This is a genomic window from Pseudoalteromonas lipolytica (genome assembly GCF_900116435.1).
In the GTDB taxonomy this organism is placed as follows: Bacteria; Pseudomonadota; Gammaproteobacteria; order Enterobacterales; family Alteromonadaceae; genus Pseudoalteromonas; species Pseudoalteromonas lipolytica.
This window is the reverse complement of record NZ_FPAZ01000011.1, coordinates 1-17,233: the sequence shown is the minus strand read 5'-3', so window position 1 is coordinate 17,233 and position 17,233 is coordinate 1. Positions and strand designations below refer to the sequence as shown.

The following is a 17,233-nucleotide window of genomic DNA, read 5'->3' as shown; positions in this document are numbered from 1 at the left end:
TTAAAGCAGCTAATAAAAGTAGCTAATGTTGCCGGGCATTGTCGTTGATACGAATGGTTTAAACAATAACTTTTTTTTCAATATCAACCTGTTGCCACAAGTGGTAGTGCAATTTATCTAGTTGTTGCCATTGTCTTTTTTGTAACCAGTCAACCAAAGGAGCCGGATCGCTAGGAAAATTCAGTTTTCTGTTTTGTGCTGATTGCAGCCAGTCATCCATGGCATAGGGATTTAAATAGCTCATGACATGCGCCGCCCCCATTGACAATAAAGTCTGTGCATTTATGCCTTGCTCAAATTGCTTACCAAGCGGCTTTAACAGCAGCTTTTTACCCAATTGCAAGGCCTCACTGGCCAGTTCAAATCCAGCATTTCCTATCACTCCCCCCGCATTGGCAAGATCATTTAAAAAACCGACGCGTGATGGTGATCTTAAGTGAATATTTCCAATTGATGAGTTTTCTGCATCAGGGTGGTAGCAATAGAATTCGCGCTCGGGAAAGTCTTTTAGGTAGTCGACTACACTGTCTAAGTTTTCGAATGGTAAATAAACTAACACCTTATTTTCAACCATGACAGGATTATTATGCTGATGAGCCGCAATAAACGGAGGAATAATATTTTTTGCATAAGGTTGCCAATGCACACCTAAATAAACATTAGCGGGCGCATAATGACGAATTAACGCTCTTCTGAAAAATGAGCGACCAAACATCGGCACTTTATCTGACAAAAATGCCGCCTGATGACTCATACCAATAACCGGCACCCCCTGCTGTTTAGCCGCCCATGCTGTGATCGGCTCAAAATCATTAAACACCAAATCATAGTGACGTAAATCAAGGCTTTTTATATCTTTGATTAACTGCAATGGCCGAGCATTTTTGAGTGTTTTTAAGCTATCAACTTGCCCCGATTTACTGGTAAACGATAAACCACGAAACGCTCGGTAGTTAGCAAATTCATCCATATCGAAGTAATCGTGCTCACGGCGGCCCGAAAACACATAATCAACATCGACACCTAATGCATTGAATGTTGTTGCCATAACCCGAGCTCGTGTTATGTGACCATTCCCTGTACCTTGAATACCGTACAAAATTCTCATATATATTCCACCACCATCACAGCAAGCACAGCGCAACTCGACCCTATCACCGCACCAACAATCACATCGGCTGGATAATGCACGCCCACGACAACCCGTGAAGCCGCAACGCCTGCCGCCCAGATAAACCACACAGCCATAAAAGCAGGGAAGTACATCGTTAAAATAGTCGCAACAACAAACGCACCAGCACTGTGCCCCGAGGGCAAACTAAACTTATCACTGGGCACCAGGTAAGCCCCTTGCACTAAACAATCACAAGGCCTGACTCGAGCAATGCGTTTTTTAGCCAAAAAATAAATGGGTCGCTCTATAGCAAAGCCAACCAACAGGCTCAAGGCAAACTGCTGGAAATGTAATTGTTCGCTGAACCACCAAAACCCCACAAATAACATCAGGTATAGCCCACCATCGCCGGTTTTTGATAGACCGATTGCTGAGCGTCTAAGCCAATTAGGCGATGCATCGTTAAATACGCTTAAAAACAACTGTTCATCCACTTTTGCTAACTTCGTCAGTATGTTATTTGCCATGGCCAAGCTCCTTGTCATACTTTGTGTCTGTTTTTAATACAAACATGACCTCTTTATAAGAGGGCTACTCATCTCAGCTTAGGTGTTAAAAATAACAATTAGGTGACGCTTTTGAGACACTAATGTTGCGGTGAGTTGATTCCTTTGATTTAAAGTAATAAACACGTATTAAGTCGTTGTTATTGAGTTGTATCAGGGTATACTGAGTACTAAACAGACAGTCTCTTTAGAGGATGAAAAAATGGATTACAGCACTTCTGATTTATGCGACCACTTTGCCGATGTGGTTGATGTGCTCGAACCTATGTTTATCAATTTTGGTGGACGCCCAAGTTTCAGTGGTCGAGTTAGAACCGTAAAATGTTTTGAGAACAATGAGCTGATCCGCGAAATATTATCAACAGATGGTACCGACAGTGTACTGTTAATTGATGGTGGTGGTTCAACCCGCCGCGCACTAATTGATATTGAGCTGGCTGAAATCGCATTAGAAAATAACTGGCAAGGTATTATTGTATATGGTGCTATTCGCCATGTTGATGACCTTGAAGAATTAGATTTAGGCATTCAAGCAATTGCGTCTATTCCTGTTGCTGCCGACAGTGAAGGAGCCGGTGAAGACGGCATTGGCGTTAATTTTGCGGGTGTCTCATTCTTTGATGGTGACTTTGTTTACGCTGATAGCACCGGCATTATATTATCTGCTGATGAATTAGAGTTCGACGTAATAGAAGAAGACTAAACTCGGTGACTGACTACCTTAAAATTTATGATGAAGCGGCGGTTAAACATTTATGTGTCCGCCGCGCCAACGAACAGAAAGCGTGGCAAGCCCTCGCCCTCCTCGATACACACACAAACGCACCTCAAGCCCTTATCGATGCAAAACAATTCGGCATTCGCTATGTACTCGTTGGCGTGTGTGAAGATATTGGTCCCCGTGCTAATTTAGGCAATGGCGGTTCGCATCAAGCATGGCAAGCTTTTTTAAAGCGCTTTCTTAATCAAACTCATAATCAATTTCTAAATCATGAACGCGTGTTATTACTCGGCGAAGTGGAACTTGATGATTTAAACCAGCAAGCCGCTCACCTCGATAACAAAAACGACGCTGACTTAGCTCAGCTGCGCCAACTTTGCGCAGATATCGACACCCGCGTTGAGCGCGTACTGGCGATGATCTTTGCTGCAGGTTTAGAACCTATTGTCATTGGTGGGGGCCATAATAACTGCTTAGGAATTTTACGTGCGTTAAGTAAACAGCACGCTAAGCCTGTTAATGCCATTAACTTAGACCCACATGCAGATTTTAGAGAGTGTGAAGGTCGCCACAGTGGTAACGGCTTCAGGTACGCCTATTCCGAAAGTCACCTTGCGCAATATCATGTAATCGGTTTGCACGAGTTTAAAAATAACCAAGCAATTCTGAATGCTCTCAAAGACGCGAACTTCTTGTTTGATAGCTACCAAGATATTCAAGTGCGTCGCACTATCGACCTTTCAACGGCCTGCAAACAGGCGCTTGCTCGCTTTGACAGCGCCCCCCTTGGCGTGGAAGTAGACCTTGATAGTATTTCACTCATGCCGGTAAGTGCCTACACAAACTGTGGTTTTAGTGTCAGTGATGCTGAGCATTTTGTGCATTTAGCTGCTAGACATGTTCATGCCAGCTATCTGCATTTATGTGAAGGTGCACCATCGCAACACCCCGTAGGGTTAGAGGCAGGAATAAACGATGCTGGGCAAATCATTACCGCATTAGTTAATGCTTATTTGCAAGCAAGAGAAAGCCTGTAATAAAACGCGCCAAGAGCCGGGTGAGTAACCTCGTTTTTAGGCGCCATGCTTGCATGGCGCGTTTGCGCGAAATGAATTTCACGCATACATTAGCTCGCATCTCGCTTTTCGTAACTCGTTGCTTATAACCCTTTCACGGCTAAAGCCCCTCCTACAAGTGATACACACTTCACACGTGGGAGGTGTTTTAACACCGAAAAAGCAAACCTGTTCAGCGGCATTAAACAACCATCTCGATTTAGCTGTACTAGCTCGCATCTCGCTTTTCGTAACTCGTTGCTTGTAACCCTTTCACGCCTACATTAAACCGTAGGCGTTATGCTTGCATGGCGCGTTTGCGCAGCAACATCTTTTATATAATTCGCGGCTACAAGTGATGCACACTTCACACGTAGGAGGCGTTTTAACGCCGAAAAGCAAACCTTTTAACTGGCATTAAACAACCATCTCGATTTAGCTGTACTAGCTCCTATCTCGCCTTTCGTAACTCGTTGCTTATAACCCTTTCGCGCGAAATAAATTTCACGCCTACATTAAACCGTAGGCGTTATGCTTGCATGGCGCGTTTGCGCAGCAACATCTTTTATAAGATTCACGGCTAAAGCCCTTCCTACAAGTGATACACATCACACACGTAGGAGGTGTTTTAACGCCGAAAAAGTAAAGCTATTCAACGACATTAAACAACCTTCACGGTATAGCTCGTATCTCGCTTTTCGTAACTCGTTGCTTATAACACTTTTCGCGCGAAATAAATTTCACGCCTACATTAAACTGTAGACGGCATGTTTACATGGTGCGTTTGCACTATTCACGTTCTAGCCGCCATTGTTTTAGCCAAGACATCATTCCCACACTGCTCAGCGGGTAGCTAAAATAATAACCTTGTGCGGCATATGTATTAAGTGATTTAACAAACTTCAGTTGCTCGAGTGTTTCAACACCTTCACAAATTACTTTAGCATTATTTTGCGTGTGCATATCGACCATACCCGATACTAAGCTGCGCACTTGGGCTTGATGCGCAAAGTCTGCGGTTAATGACGGTGCAACTTTAATGTATTCAACATTAAGGTTAGGTAACTTAGCCAACCAAACGGGGCTGTCTCCCAAGCCATCAACACACACTTTTATACCAATACTATTAAGCCGCGCGACCATGGCTTTACCTTGGTCATCTAACCCCATGAATAAGTCTAACGGACACTCTATAATTAAATCTCCGGGCTCTAAGCGATGCTCAGTTGCGATGCGGTCTACAAACTCTATAAACTCTTCATGAAGCATTTCAGGGCCAAACACATTGATACTCAATGGTAATTGAATGCCTTCCATACGTAAGGCCATTGCAAGCTCTGCGGCACGCTCAATGACAAACGCAGCAACCGGATACCCAAGCCCCGCAACGCGAATATCATCAATAAACTTATTGGCCGCTAATATGCCTTGTTTGGGGTGTTGCCAACGCAGTAAGAGTTCTAAAAACTCAATATGTTCATCACTGTTACGAATCACGGGTTGAAAATACAGTTCAAGCTCACTGGCAAAATCAAGATGAGCAAGTTCACGTAATCGGGCTTGTTGCTCTAACTGTTCGATCATCATTTGTGATTGATACGGCACTATCGCTTTATCTGGGTTTGAATCAAGTGCAAGGTAAGCAAAAGAGATTAAATTATCAAAACTGTGATCAGGGTCGTTACAATTTACATAACTGGCACGCACTTTAACTTCAATGGTGCAATTGGCCACATTGAACGGCTTTAATGTCACTTGCCTTATTTGGCTAATTAATTGTTCATGAAGGTGCTTTTGCTCTTCAACCGCGCAAATAAACGCAAAGTTTAAGCCTCCTAAATGAGCCAGCTTATCGACGCCCCCTGAGCGCCCTTTCATATTCAGAACTGCATCTGAGGTGAGCTGCTGTTTGATACGATTGGCCGATTGAGCCAGTAATAAATCACCAAAGTCACGGCCTATGTGCTGGTTAACGGTTTCGAATCCTTCGAGGCGAATCACAACCAGCACACAGTTTTTTGAATGCGCTTCACTGTATACTGCGAAGCTTTTTTCTAATCCTTTGCGATCGGGAAGCTCTTTTAGCGGGGTTTTATCTAAATCGTCGTGGCGGCTAGGCTCAACGGGAACCTCTTCGTCTTCTGCGGGCTCTTCGTAATTAAAAAAGCCTGACACACTGAGTATAACCACCGACAATACTAACCAATAAAAGGCAATATCAAGTAAAAAATGCGCAGAAAATAACACGGCAAAACAGAGTGCTGCCGACACACTGAGTGTGATTGCTAACCAGTTTGTCGTTCTAAATGCTTGCCACAGATGAAAGCACAGACTTATGGCCAGTAATAAAATAAGCCAAGGTGACCCTACACTCAGGATTGCTAAGCCTAATACGCCATTAACGACTAGGCTTAACCTTAATACGGGATGATGGGTTACACACAAGGCACATATCATTGCCATAAAAACGGCACCAGCTAAAAAAACTGGTACAACATCACTACTTAAATTTACGAGGCTCGCAGTACTGCTCGCTAAACTGGCAATTAATGACATGTAATCCAAAATGCGTAAAAACTCTCTCTAACTTAGTCTACCCAAAATCCACAGATTTAACAGTTTATTTACGCCAAATTGGTAACTTAATTGCGCAGGATGGGATATTTGCCAATGGGCAATATCGGCACGCGCACCGACTTTAAGCACACCACGATCACTGAGACCTAATGCCCCCGCTGCATTACGTGTTACCCCAGCTAATGCTTGCTCTGGTGTCATACGGAAAATAGTACATGCCATATTCATCATTAAGTGCAATGAACACAAAGGTGAAGTACCTGGGTTAAAGTCAGTAGAAATTGCGATAGGCACGTGGTATTGCTGTAGTAATTCAATCGGCGGGTATTTTGTTTCACGTAAAAAGTAAAAGGCACCCGGCAAGAGCACTGCCGTCGTGCCAGCGCTAGCCATTGCTTTAATACCCGCTTCATCAAGGTGTTCAATATGATCAGCGGATAAGCCATTAAACTCGGCGACTAACGCAGCACCATGTTGATTAGATAACTGCTCAGCATGAAGCTTCACTGGCAGGTTATGCTTTTTAGCCGCTTCAAAAACGCGTCGAGTTTGCTCGTTACTGAAACCTACATTTTCACAAAAAGCATCAACGGCGTCAGCAAGGTTTCCTGCAACCACTTGTTCTAACATCTCGCCGCAGACAAGCTCAATGTACTCATCGCTTCGGCCTTTGTATTCTGGCGGTAACGCATGAGCACCTAAGAATGTTGTCTTCACATCGACAGGGTGGTTTTCACCTAATAAGCGAGCAACTTCAAGTAATTTAATTTCGTTTTCACAATCTAAACCATAACCAGACTTAATTTCTACGGTAGTCACCCCTTCGCCATACAACGCATTTAAGCGCTCTTTCGCTGCAACAAATAGTGTTTCATGGTCGGCTTCGCGTGTGGCGCGAACCGTACTGGCAATGCCGCCACCGTTTGCTGCAATTTGCTCATAGCTCACACCTTGCAAACGTTGTTCAAACTCCTCTGCACGGCTACCAGCAAATACAAGGTGAGTGTGACAATCAATTAACCCTGGTGTTAACCATTGCCCTTTTGCAGATACTGTTGGGGTTGCTAACACATCAAATTGTGGCAAGTCAGCCTGTGATCCTAGCCATGCTATTTTGCCGTCTTTTACAGCAATTGCAGCGTGTTCAAGCGCACCATATGGTGCATCAATTGCAGGGTCCATCGTCGCGATATTGGCATCTGTGATCAATAAATCCCAGTGTGCGTGATCATTATTCGTTGTGTGCATTTTTCACCTATACTGATGCGTCGGGTTTGGTCGTTTGAACCCTGTAACTTGAAATTGTTTAAAGTTTAACAACTCACCTTGTATATACAAGAAAATTATGCCACCTTGAAACACACTAAAAAGTTACCAATAACGTTCTCAGCATGAGTGTTCCTAAGTTTGCGCAAATAAAACAATTTATTCTTGAAAATATCCGCGCTGGTCACTGGCAAGAAAATGACCGTGTACCGTCAGAAAATGAGCTCACTAATCAATTTCAAGTGAGTAGAATGACAGCAAGACGCGCTTTATCAGAACTCACCGAAGCCGGTATTTTAACGCGCAATCAAGGGTTAGGCACATTTGTAGCAAGCTTCAAATCGCAATCTTCATTGCTAGAAATAAAAAACATTGCCGACGAGGTAAAAGCACGAAATAGTCACTACAGTTGCACTATTTTGGTTATGGAATCGATACGTGCTATCGCCCCTATTGCCATTGCACTGAGTGTTGAAGTAGACAGCCATGTGTATCGCAGTGTTATTGTGCACAATGAAAACGAGCAACCACTGCAAGTTGAAGAGCGTTTCGTGAACCCTTTACTTGCCAAAGACTACTTACAGCAAGATTTTCACAACCAAACACCGCATGAATATTTATCGCGCGTCGCCCCACTCACCGAGGCACGCCACACGGTTGAAGCCGTTATGCCCAACCCTGAAATGTGTGAATGGCTCAACTTATATAACGAAGAGCCTTGTTTGCAAGTAATCCGCCGAACATGGTCATCACAAGGTATTGTGAGCTTTGCACGTCTTGTTTCACCCGGCAGTAAATACCGATTAGGCGGGCATTTAACCTTTAAAAAATAGCTAAATAGCGTGTTGGTAACTAAAGTTGAGCGCTTTAATGGCTTCACCATTAATAATTCGCTCCCCCACCTCATTGCTGGTAAAAGTAGGCGCTGGATTACCCTTCTCACGGCACTTTTCTCGATAGTAATCAGCTTTAGTTGGGTGATCAGGATTAACGACGTTATAAACACTTTGTGCCACAGGCCAATGCGTAATAACACTAAATATTGCGTTAATTACATCTTGCTGATGAACCATATTAACGATTTGCTCACTTGAGCTAGACAACTCTTTACCTGCCACAAATTGTCCCGGCTCCCGTTGTGGACCAACTAAACCAGCCAAACGTAATACTTTTCCACCTGCTTTTAATACGGCTTGCTCTGCATCGTATAGCTGTTGCTGACGGTCTGTTTGACACTCAATAATACTTGCTTCGTTGTAAAGCCCATTATCATTAGCATAAACCCCTGTTGACGAGCACAAAATAAAGCCTTTGCAATGCAATGAATCGGCAAGAGCCAGTCCTGCATTTAAGGTCTCTAAATAATTACTTTGCTGTTGCCTACTACGTGGAGGAATAGCACATACCCACCATGCATTTTCAAGGCTAACATCATGCTTAACTTTTCCCTGTTCAAGTAAGAATTGTCTATGAAAATCAAATTGATGTTCACTACTTCGATGTGTGCCTTGCACATCCCACTGTAATTTTTTGGCTTCAAAGCAAAGTGCCTGACCAAGCCACCCAGCACCAAGTACAACTATTTTATTATCAAAATTAACCATTTAATAATATCGCCTTATCTATATGTAATATTTTATTAATAAGCTTCACTATGCAATGTAGCGATTTAGGTGCAAATATGATTAGATAACTAACTCTACCCGATAATAAAAACACGTGCACCTATGTTAAATAACCTTTCTTTACGTAAAAAAATATTATTACTCATCGGCGGAACGATAAGTGTATTACTTATCATCGCGTCTAGTTTTTTTGTGAGCCATATTGCTGACCTATCACGTCAGGCTATCCAACGCGAAGCGGATAGCTACTTACAAAGTGAGCGGCTTTCAATGCAAAGTTACTTTGCCAAATACGGTAAAGTAGTTGAAACCTTTGTGACCAACCCGCACTTAGTAAATTGGTTTGATAATTGGAACAAGCGCGATCAAAGCCTTGAGAACCAACCCGGATACGACAGCGTTAACCAAGACTTTGTGCGTATTAGTGGCAACGACGACAATATTTTATCTGCCTTCTTCGCATCGGCGACAACTGGTGAGTACTTTAAAGAAAACGAACGCACCACCCACTACAATGGCCAGCCTTATTACGCTTATAAACGTGGCTGGTGGCAAGATGCCTTAAAGATCAACAAATTGTATGTTGGTCCTATTTCTGTTGATTTAACCACAGGCAACGCCTCAGCTGTAGTACAGCAACCTGTTTATAATAAACAAAACAAACTGGTTGGTTTTGGGGGGGTTGATTTACAACTTAACAATATCAACGACATGGTTGAAGATATTCGCTTTAACGGACAAGGGTTTGGCTTTTTACTTGATGGCAACCAAAAGGTGGTTCACTTATCTAAGCGCACCGGCCATAAACTGTCTGTGACAGACGAAGGTCCAAACGGCAAAGAAGGTCTTGATGCCCTCGAAAAACAATTTAGTGACACATCAGGCTTCAGCGAATTAAACCGCACCATGAAAAGCAACAAAGACGGCAGTGGTTTTGTCACCCTAAAAGGCGAGCAATATTACGTTGTATACAACCGCCTTGAATTAGAAAGCCCATACCTTGATTGGTATGTGGGTATTTTAATACCAACCAGCATGATCGAAGAGCCAGTAGATGATGCAGTCATGACAACAACGACCTCTGTGATCATCATTTTAGCGATTATTATTGCGATGATCTTCTGGGCTACGCAAATGATCACTAAACCACTGACAAAACTTACTTATATCATGCGTGATATTGCTTCAGGTGATGGTGATTTAACCCAAAAAATCGAAATAAAGAGTCAAGATGAAGTTGGTCAGCTCGCTCACCACATGAATACCTTTATCGATAAATTACGCGCCATGATGCTTAATACAGCAGCCCAAGCTGAGCAGTTAAGCCAAGCGGCTTCACAGCTTAAAATCGTCTCCAAAAAAACCAACGACGAAATTCAGCAAGAAAAACAACAAGTTGACAGTGTTAGCGCCGCAGTAACAGAAATGGCCTCTACGGTACTCGAAATTTCGCGAAATGCGCAACACACCAACAATGCAGCCGAAGAAGTGCAAAGCATTACAGCCGATGGCACCAAGCGTTCAACGCAGGCGCAATCGGTGATGACCGCACTTGCCAGCCACATCGGTGAGGCATCTAAAGTTGTTGCTGGGCTTGAGCAAGAAAGCGGCAATATTGGCGCTGTTGTCGATGTAATCAACTCAATTGCAGAACAAACCAATTTACTGGCACTCAATGCAGCCATTGAAGCGGCGCGTGCAGGTGAGCAAGGGCGAGGCTTTGCGGTGGTTGCTGATGAGGTACGCTCACTGGCAAGTCGTACACAAGAGTCGACCGATGATATTCGTAATATGATCACGCGTTTACAGCAAATAGCTCAAAAAGCATCCACCATGATGCAGCAGGGTCAAGAGCGTGCAGAAGGCTCTGTAGAGCAAACTCAAATTGTACTGCAAGCTCTGCAAGATATTGCAGGCTCAGTGACGAATGTACAAGACCAGAGTCATCAAATTGCGACCTCAACTGAGCAACAAACGGTGGTTGCTGAGGACATTAACAATAGCCTCGCGGCAATTAACCATTTAGTTAATAGTACAGCAGATCATGCACATGAGTTAGCAGACGAAGCACGCGATCTCAATGAGCTAGCTATTTCACTTAATAAAACAGTTAATCAATTTAAGTTGTGATTAGTCATTGAATTGTTCTAGGTGTGTGTTCTTGCTACTTATTATAAGTAACAAATCAGGCACCATGCAGTCGTTAATAAGAAATTTTTAACGCTGCAAACGACAGGTCTAAATCATTCACACTGATTTGAATTGGTATTGAGATAGATTGCAGATGTAATTAAAAACCCGATGTCACCTGAAGATGACATCGGGTTTTTATCGTCAGCCTTCCTTGTTACCTGTGGCGTAACCGCTTTAGTAAGTTCCATAAATAGTTGCCACTGTTGCTCATTCCATGTAGCAACTCCCTTGTTGTTCAGTCCGTGTAATAATTGCGCTTGTACTTGTTCCATTTTGTCACCTCCTTACGCTAGCTTCATCCATATTTGGCTCCTAGCCTAAACCAAAATCCTTGGTGTTTATCCTTTCACTTTATCCATAAAGCGTTGCCATTGTGCGGTTGTCCATAACGCCTTGTTACTTCCTTGCTGTCCTTTGTGCTGTGTTACATTTTCCATACTGTAAATCTCCTTGCAGTGTTGTCATCCATTATTACGTGTGCATTTCCTTGCCGTACACTCATTCCTTTGAACCGTGATTATTATCGCTTACCGATAATATACACAGCATGAATCAAACCTGGAATGTACCCTAATAAGGTTAAAATAATATTAATCCAGAATTGTGCCCCTAAACCTACCTGTAAAAATACGCCAAGAGGCGGAATTAAAACCGAGAAAATAATGCGTATTAAATCCATAACTCACTCCTTGAAAAAGATAAGCCCAGCCAAAGCTGGGCTATAGGGCGTGCTATTATTCAGCAACAATCTTAAGTTCATCGATGACTTTACGCACATCTTCAGCATTTTCAGCAATGCTCACTGCTAATTGCTTTTCTGCATCTGACTTAACCGTACCTTTTAATGTAACAACGCCTTTATCTGTATCGACATCAATATCAGTGCCGCCTACTTCAGAGTTAAATAAATAACGTGTGGTGATCACTGTACTGATCTTCGCATCAGTTAAGTCACTTTCTACTGAGTCACCTTTATCTGCACTCGCTGCCTTAGACTTCATGTTTTTCACAACCGTTAATTTGTTATCAACAGCAGTTACACCGTCTAGACTAAGTACAAGCTCTTCGGCTAACTCTTTGTCTAATTCACTATCAACTTTACCGGTTAATACAACTTTGCCGTTTTTTACGTCTGTGTTGATATCAAAATTATTTAGGTTAGTGTTCATAAGAAGCACAGTTTCTGCCTTACCATCAATCCAAGCATCTTTACTTTCATTTTCCCAGTTGCTTGCCTGAGCACTCATACTTGTTGCACCAATTACTAACGCAGCAATCATAGTCTTGTTGAATGTATTCATAATCTTTCTCCTTTTGATTAAAGACGAGATAACTAATGCGACTACGATGCCAACTTTTTATTTTTATATTATTCAATAAGTTAAATCGATATTCAGCCATGATTTATATTCGTTTCGGTAATTATTTACAGACAATTCGGTAAGAAGTTCACTCTGTTATAAAAATGACTAATTAATTGTCAATCTTATTAATCTATGGTTAATTTAACGAATGAAAGCCCACACCAAAAAACATAAACCAATGAATATTAATAAAATAATTTTTGGCCTACACTTTGCTTTGTGATTAACATAACTTTAAAACTCAACAGGGAATTATCATGGCCGTCAAACTCGAAGATCGCCCCATCGAGCAAGTAAGAGAAGAAGTAATCGATCAACTTATCTATAACTACAGTCATGCAGTTATTTCAGCAGAAGCATTTGAACGAAGACTAGACCAAGCAATGGAAGCCACCAGCAATGAAGTGTTAATTGAGCTGGTTTCTGACTTAGAGTTAACAGCAGATATTGACTACAAGTCACATAAACACGCGCAGTTTAAACCTCACTATGCACATGGTAGCGATGCAGAAAGCCTGCAACTACGCAGTATTTTAGGTTCCAACGAGCGCAGCGGCCAATGGCTAGTCCCGAAAGAAATTCACCTAACGAACTGTTTAGGCTCAATTGAATTAGACTTTAGTGAAGCCGTTTTTCAGCACCAGCATGTCACCATCTACGTAAACTGTATTTTAGGCAGCGACGAAATCTACGTGCCAGAACATGTAAATGTAGTGTCAAAGTTGTTTAGTGTGGTAGGTAGCGTTGAAAATAAATCGGTTGCACTCAATAAAGGGCAAGGCCCCACAATTACGATTGAAGGTAATGTTTGGCTAGGCTCAGTAGAGATTAAAGTCAAACGCACCATGAAAGAAAAGTTCATCAGCTTTGCCAACAGCCTAAAAGCCAGCTGGAAAGAAATGAATAGAGTGCAATAACGAAATGCGAGTTGCGAAACCCCTTCGCGCACAATAAATTTCACGCCTACATTAAACCGTAGGCGTTATGTTTACATGGCACGTTTGCACAGCAACGTCTTTTATAAAATTCACGGCTAAAGCCCCTCCTACAAGTGATATACACTACATGTGGGAGGCGTTTTAACTATACAAGCTCGCATCTCGCTTTTCGTAACTCGTTGCCTATAACCTTTCACGGCTAAAGCCTCCTACAAAAGATACACACTACACTCGTGGGAGGCGTTTTAACGCCGAAAAAGCAGACCTGTTCAGCGACATTTAACAACCTTCACGGTTTAGCTCGTATCTCGCCTTTCGTAACTCGTTGCTTACACCCTTTCACGGCTAAAGCCCCTCCTACAAGTGACACACATCACACACGAGGGAGGCGTTTTAATGTCGAAAAAGCAAACCTTTTAAGCGGTATTAACAACCATCTCGATTTAGCTGTACAAGCTCGCATCTCGCTTTTCGTACTTCGTTGCTTACAACCCTTTCACGGCTAAAGCCCCTCCTACAAGTGATACACATTTCACACGTGGGAGGCGTTTTAACGCCGAAAAAGCGAACCTTTTCAGCGACATTAACAACCATCTCGATTTAGCTGTACTAGCTCGCATCTCGCTTTTCGTCACTCGTTGCTTACACCCTTTCACGGCTAAAGCCTCCTACAAAAGATACACACTACACTCGTGGGAGGCGTTTTAACGCCGAAAAAGCAAACCCATTCAGCGATATTAAATAACCAGCTCGGTATAGCTGTACTAGCTCGCATCTCGCTTTTCGTAACTCGTTGCTTATAACCTTTTCACGGCTAAAGCCCCTCCTACAAGTGACACACATCACACACGAGGGAGGTGTTTTAATGCCGAAAAAGCAAACCTTTTCAGCGGTATTAACAACCATCTCGATTTAGCTGTACTAGCTCGCATCTCGCTTTTCGTAACTCGTTGCTTACACCCTTTCACGGCTAAAGCCCCTCCTACAAAAGATACACACTACACTCGTGGGAGGCGTTTTAACGCCGAAAAAGCGAACCTTTTCAGCGACATTAAACACCCTTCACGGTTTAGCTCGCATCTCGTAATTCGTCACTCGCTTCTCGTTACTTATTTCGCTCGTACTTCGCTGCTCGTTTTTTCATCACTAAAGATCATTATTTCTTTCACTTGGGATGTCACTGAAATATTCGACAAACTCGACTTCAAAGCCTGCGGGGTCAATAAAATACACGTTTTTTCGGTAAGGGTTTTCAGGGCCTAATTTATCCACTTCGTAGCCTGCATCTACAAGGCGTTCAATCACGGCATTAATATCGTGTGTCACATAAGCAAAGTGAGCAAGGCCCACTTGATGGCCCGATAAATCGCGATTTTCATCTTCACCATTATCGCTGAATGCAATGTACTGGTAATCATCACCAAAGTGCAGCCATTTACGCGGCTTTCCAGACCAGGTGCTGTCGCCTTGGCTTCTTACTCGCCAATGAGGGAACGCGGCTTTATAAAAATGCAGCATGGTGTCAACATTACTTACGACTAGGTTTATGTGTTCTAAATGCATAGCGAATTTCCTTTTAAATTATGAAACTGCCAGTACGATAAAACCTAAAGTTTAGTTGAGGTAAAGCATTTTTTAATAAAAAAGCCCCACTTTATTAAGTGAGGCTTTATGATGCTTCGTTGCGTGTTAGCTTCCTGCTATCTGCATTTGTTCAATTAGCACTGAGCCCGTTTGAATCCCGCCACGACGCTCAATATCGCCACCCAGCCCGACAACCGCTTTAAACATATCTTTAAGGTTGCCTGCGATTGTTATCTCGCTGACAGGGTATTGAATCTCGCCGTTTTCTACCCAAAAGCCCGCTGCGCCACGCGAGTAATCACCTGTTACCGTGTTGACCCCCTGTCCCATGAGTTCTGTGACTAATAAGCCGGTGCCCATGGTGTTTAACAGCGCTTTTAAATCAGCGTGCGTTTGCTCAACTAACCAGTTGTGGATCCCGCCCGCATGACCGGTTGGTGCCATTGATAATTTACGAGCCGCATAGCTTGCTAATAGGTAAGTTTGCAGCTCACCGCCTTGAATAATTTCACGGTCGACTGTTTTTAAGCCTTCCGCATCAAACGGTGATGAAGCAAGGCCTTTTAATAAATGCGGACGCTCAGAAATATTCACACAATCGCTGAACACTTTGGTGCCTAAACTATCGAGTAAAAAGCTCGATTTACGATAAAGTGCACCACCGCCAATCGCCGACACTAAATGGCCAAATAACGAGTTGGCAATATCTGCTCTAAAAATAACAGGCACTTTCATGGTACCGAGTTTTTGACTATTGAGTTTAGCGAGTGTTTCTGTAGCCGCTTCAAGACCCACTTTTGCAGCATCGTTTAAATCGTCTTTATGGCGAGCAACAGTGTATGCAGAATCACGCTGCATTTGCTCACCTTCTTTGCCAATCACCATGGTGCTTATACTGTGGCGAGTACGCGGGTAACCAGCAATCATGCCATGGCTGTTACCATATACGCGAAGCCCTTGGTGAGACGAAAAGCTCGCACCATCAGAATTTACAATACGCTCATCAGCATTTAATGCGGCCTGCTCTGCTTGATGACACAACTCAATACCTTGCTCTGGGCTGACATCCCACGGGTGATATAAATCTAAATCTTGTGGTGCAAATTCAAGTAGTTCTTTGTCGGCAATACCGTTGAATGGATCGTCAGATGTAAACTTAGCAATATCAATCGCTTTTTCGACCACAGTACGTAACGTTTTTGGGTTTAAGTCGGCGGTTGATGCCGAGCCTTTATTATTACCCACATACACACTGATACCTAAGCCACCATCTTGGTTAAACTCTATTGTTTCAACTTCTCCCATTCGCGTGCTAACAGACAAACCTGACGTGCTCGACATTGCAGCTTCTGCAGCGGTTGCTCCGAGCTTTTTAGCATGCTCAAGAACTTCGCTTACGGCATCTTTCACTTGTGAAATATGTTGATAAATAGGATCTTTCATCTTCGGTGTCCTAGGCTATGATATTTTTTATAGTGTAGCGAATGCTAACACACTGCGAGACGTGCATCAGCTAATATTAATCATTAACTAAATGGCGTATAATAGTGAATAGTTAAGTTTACCGGATGAGCATCCTTATGGCGAAGAAGAAAAAGCCTGCAATTGAAGAAGAAATTATTTACGTATCAAAAAGCGAATTAAAGCGTGAGGCAATGCAATATCACGATCTTGGCGCTGAAATCGCAGGGATGGCTAAAAAGCAACGCGACCGCTTACCATTAAACGACGAGCTTAAAGAAGCCCTCGTCGTTGCAGATAAAGTTAGCGATAAAAGCGATGCTTACCGCCGTAACTTAAACTATATTGCAAAAGTACTACGTACCACTGAAAACGTTGATGAAATTCAAGCCATGATTGACATCATGCTGAACAAGAATAACCAAGCTGACGTATTAATGAATAAAATAGAAAAGCTTCGTGATGACTTGATCAAGCAAGGTGATGACTTAATCAACCCGACTATTGAGCAGTATCCATCGCTTGAGCGTCAAAAAATGCGTCAACTAGTGCGTAATGCAACCAAGGAAGTTAAAGCCGAAAAACCGGCAAAGAGTTACAAAGAGTTATTCCAGTATCTAAAAGATGCGATTATGGTTTAAGTCACTTTTAATATAAAAAGCCGCTTAATGTAAATTATGCGGCTTTTTTTATAGCCATTTCGGCGTTAAAACGCCTCCTACAATTCCTGTAGGAACGGCTTTAGCCGTGAACAAAACACAATAACCAT

Annotated in this window: 16 protein-coding genes; 6 read left to right on the top strand and 10 right to left on the bottom strand. The window is 42.7% G+C overall.

Going from position 1 to position 17,233, the window contains the following annotated elements:
- Positions 1 to 58: 58 nt before the first annotated feature.
- Both BM378_RS12605 and BM378_RS12600 read right to left on the bottom strand, forming a co-directional pair.
- The gene (locus tag BM378_RS12605) at positions 59 to 1,108 is read right to left on the bottom strand and encodes an MJ1255/VC2487 family glycosyltransferase (RefSeq protein WP_036973219.1); all 1,050 of its coding nucleotides are present in this window, start codon (positions 1,106 to 1,108) and stop codon (positions 59 to 61) included.
- Entirely contained in the window at positions 1,105 to 1,641 is a 537-nt protein-coding gene (locus BM378_RS12600) for a phosphatase PAP2 family protein (RefSeq protein ID WP_065978289.1), read from the bottom strand. The genes BM378_RS12605 and BM378_RS12600 overlap by 4 nt, the downstream gene beginning before the upstream one ends.
- 241 nt (positions 1,642 to 1,882) lie before the next feature.
- On the opposite strand from BM378_RS12600, the gene rraA reads away from it, so the two are divergent.
- Complete coding sequence (rraA, locus tag BM378_RS12595; protein WP_036973221.1) at positions 1,883 to 2,383, top strand: ribonuclease E activity regulator RraA; 501 nt, start codon at positions 1,883 to 1,885, stop codon at positions 2,381 to 2,383.
- Positions 2,384 to 2,388: 5 nt separating this feature from the next.
- A complete protein-coding gene (locus BM378_RS12590; protein ID WP_074989333.1) occupies positions 2,389 to 3,438 on the top strand; it encodes a formimidoylglutamase in 1,050 nt (349 codons plus the stop codon).
- A gap of 807 nt (positions 3,439 to 4,245) precedes the next feature.
- Here BM378_RS12590 and BM378_RS12585 read toward each other — a convergent pair.
- Positions 4,246 to 5,919: a GGDEF domain-containing phosphodiesterase gene (locus tag BM378_RS12585; protein ID WP_227006798.1), complete on the bottom strand. Its 1,674-nt coding sequence runs from the start codon at positions 5,917 to 5,919 to the stop codon at positions 4,246 to 4,248.
- A 120-nt stretch (positions 5,920 to 6,039) separates the two neighbouring features.
- A complete protein-coding gene (gene hutI / locus BM378_RS12580) occupies positions 6,040 to 7,281 on the bottom strand; it encodes an imidazolonepropionase (RefSeq protein ID WP_036973224.1) in 1,242 nt (413 codons plus the stop codon).
- A gap of 143 nt (positions 7,282 to 7,424) precedes the next feature.
- Here hutI and hutC point away from each other — a divergent pair, with 143 nt between their 5' ends.
- A complete protein-coding gene (gene hutC / locus BM378_RS12575; protein ID WP_036973226.1) occupies positions 7,425 to 8,132 on the top strand; it encodes a histidine utilization transcriptional repressor HutC in 708 nt (235 codons plus the stop codon).
- Here the strand turns inward: hutC and BM378_RS12570 are convergent, their stop codons facing one another.
- Complete coding sequence (locus BM378_RS12570) at positions 8,133 to 8,903, bottom strand: Rossmann-fold NAD(P)-binding domain-containing protein (RefSeq protein ID WP_074989331.1); 771 nt, start codon at positions 8,901 to 8,903, stop codon at positions 8,133 to 8,135.
- A 123-nt stretch (positions 8,904 to 9,026) separates the two neighbouring features.
- On the opposite strand from BM378_RS12570, the gene BM378_RS12565 reads away from it, so the two are divergent.
- Positions 9,027 to 11,054 (top strand): methyl-accepting chemotaxis protein, encoded by a 2,028-nt coding sequence (locus BM378_RS12565; RefSeq protein WP_074989330.1) that lies wholly within the window; start codon positions 9,027 to 9,029, stop codon positions 11,052 to 11,054.
- 113 nt (positions 11,055 to 11,167) lie between these two features.
- On the opposite strand, the gene BM378_RS12560 is transcribed toward BM378_RS12565, so the two are convergent.
- The 3 genes from BM378_RS12560 to BM378_RS12550 form a co-directional block, all read right to left on the bottom strand.
- Positions 11,168 to 11,389: a hypothetical protein gene (locus tag BM378_RS12560; protein WP_036973229.1), complete on the bottom strand. Its 222-nt coding sequence runs from the start codon at positions 11,387 to 11,389 to the stop codon at positions 11,168 to 11,170.
- Between the two features lie 248 nt (positions 11,390 to 11,637).
- The gene (locus BM378_RS12555) at positions 11,638 to 11,796 is read right to left on the bottom strand and encodes a YqaE/Pmp3 family membrane protein (RefSeq protein ID WP_036973230.1); all 159 of its coding nucleotides are present in this window, start codon (positions 11,794 to 11,796) and stop codon (positions 11,638 to 11,640) included.
- A 55-nt stretch (positions 11,797 to 11,851) separates the two neighbouring features.
- Positions 11,852 to 12,418, bottom strand: a complete 567-nt coding sequence (locus BM378_RS12550; RefSeq protein WP_036973231.1) for a BON domain-containing protein — start codon at positions 12,416 to 12,418, stop codon at positions 11,852 to 11,854.
- Between the two features lie 320 nt (positions 12,419 to 12,738).
- Between BM378_RS12550 and BM378_RS12545 the strand changes: the two genes are divergently transcribed.
- The gene (locus BM378_RS12545; RefSeq protein WP_074989329.1) at positions 12,739 to 13,398 is read left to right on the top strand and encodes a LiaF domain-containing protein; all 660 of its coding nucleotides are present in this window, start codon (positions 12,739 to 12,741) and stop codon (positions 13,396 to 13,398) included.
- 1,167 nt (positions 13,399 to 14,565) lie between these two features.
- Here BM378_RS12545 and BM378_RS12540 read toward each other — a convergent pair.
- The gene (locus BM378_RS12540) at positions 14,566 to 14,982 is read right to left on the bottom strand and encodes a VOC family protein (RefSeq protein WP_036973234.1); all 417 of its coding nucleotides are present in this window, start codon (positions 14,980 to 14,982) and stop codon (positions 14,566 to 14,568) included.
- Between the two features lie 126 nt (positions 14,983 to 15,108).
- A complete protein-coding gene (gene pmbA / locus BM378_RS12535) occupies positions 15,109 to 16,446 on the bottom strand; it encodes a metalloprotease PmbA (RefSeq protein ID WP_036973235.1) in 1,338 nt (445 codons plus the stop codon).
- Positions 16,447 to 16,583: 137 nt separating this feature from the next.
- On the opposite strand from pmbA, the gene yjgA reads away from it, so the two are divergent.
- The gene (gene yjgA / locus BM378_RS12530; RefSeq protein ID WP_036973236.1) at positions 16,584 to 17,105 is read left to right on the top strand and encodes a ribosome biogenesis factor YjgA; all 522 of its coding nucleotides are present in this window, start codon (positions 16,584 to 16,586) and stop codon (positions 17,103 to 17,105) included.
- The last annotated feature ends 128 nt before the right edge of the window (positions 17,106 to 17,233 follow it).